The organism is Bacteroides sp. 41_26, assembly GCF_949740115.1.
GTDB classification, from domain to species: Bacteria; Bacteroidota; Bacteroidia; order Bacteroidales; family Bacteroidaceae; genus Bacteroides; species Bacteroides nordii.
The window spans coordinates 1-1,255 of sequence record NZ_CATJGZ010000002.1; the positions used below are offsets into that span (position 1 = coordinate 1).

The 1,255-nt window shown below is 47.7% G+C and carries 1 protein-coding gene; it reads right to left on the bottom strand.

Annotated elements, in window-relative coordinates; all coding sequences use genetic code 11:
• On the bottom strand, nucleotides 1–1,114 hold a 1,114-nt coding region (dcm, locus tag QX565_RS00015; protein ID WP_289290479.1), incomplete at its 3' end, for a DNA (cytosine-5-)-methyltransferase.
• Nucleotides 1,115–1,255 lie beyond the last annotated feature (141 nt).

Below are 1,255 nucleotides of genomic sequence, written 5' to 3' on the forward strand. Positions count from 1 at the left end.
CCTTTTTCCCGCTTTGGTAGGCTTTCAGGCGTCTTTCGGTTAATTCCTCCGCTGCGGAAATGATTTCAAGCTCATATTCGAGGCAGTCGTCGTGTATTCGTGCCCGGTCAGCTTTTGGAATTTCTGGCTCCAGTTCTTCTTTATGCGGCAAAATACCCTTAAGTATATGGACGATTACGTCGGTGGTCCAGCCGTTGCCGATTACGCTTTCCCGTGCTGATCTCGGCACCTCTGCCAATTCTCCGTTGTCCTCTTTGTAATATTTCGTGTATCCGTCTGGTAGCGTTTGCAATCTTTCCAATTCCTCGGCGGTAAACCTTCGGATAACTCCGTCAATGAGACAGCCAAAATCACACACGCAAGTCATGGTGGGCGCTTTCTGCTTGATTACCCGGCCGCGTCGGCTTTTGGATAGTGGGAAACTGATGTTTATTCCGTCCCCGTTCTCTGCCACTATGTACCCTTGCTTTGTAGCTTGCCGAATCCTTATTTCCCCGTTTTCGACATATACAAGGTTCCGGGCATTTTCTGAAAAATAGGGATCAAATAGTATGCCGTCCTTTTTTACTGGTTTACTGATTTCCACGTTTCGGTCTATAATATCCAGCAGCCGCACCCCTTTGTCCTCCGGTTGCGATACTTCCCATATATTCGTCCAATATAGCCTCTCGCGTAGGGCTGCGGACACTTTTCTGCTATTGATAAGAACTGGCTCCACGCCGAGGTATTGCGTGATTATATCGCGCCATTCATGTGCCATGTTTACGTTCTCTAGCAGAAATTTTATATCTGGGTTTTTCTTTTTCAGTTCTTCGAGCACTTCCACATATTTAAAGAATAGGCGGCTTCGGGGATCGTCAAAATTAAGCCCTTTTCCAGCTCTTGAAAATCCCTGGCACGGGCTGCCGCCAATCAATAGATCGATTTTAGGTAGACTTTCGAGGTCTATTTTTTCAATGTCTCCTATCTGTATGACGTCGCTCCAGTTTGCCCGTGATATTTTTATAGCTTTCTGGTCAATTTCGGAAGCGTAATAACTATCCACGGTTATGCCGGCCCGTTGGAGCGCAAGCCTCCCGGTGCTTATCCCGTCAAATAGGCTTAAAACATTCATGTGTTCCCCTCCGTTTCTGTGCCATATTCCAGCTCTATGCCCTCCAGCAGTTTGAGCACTCCGGCGATATATTGCACGCGGAAGGGTTCAAGCTCTGCCCGCGTCATGTGCTTGTGGCCGTATATGGTTTTCATGTCCCGC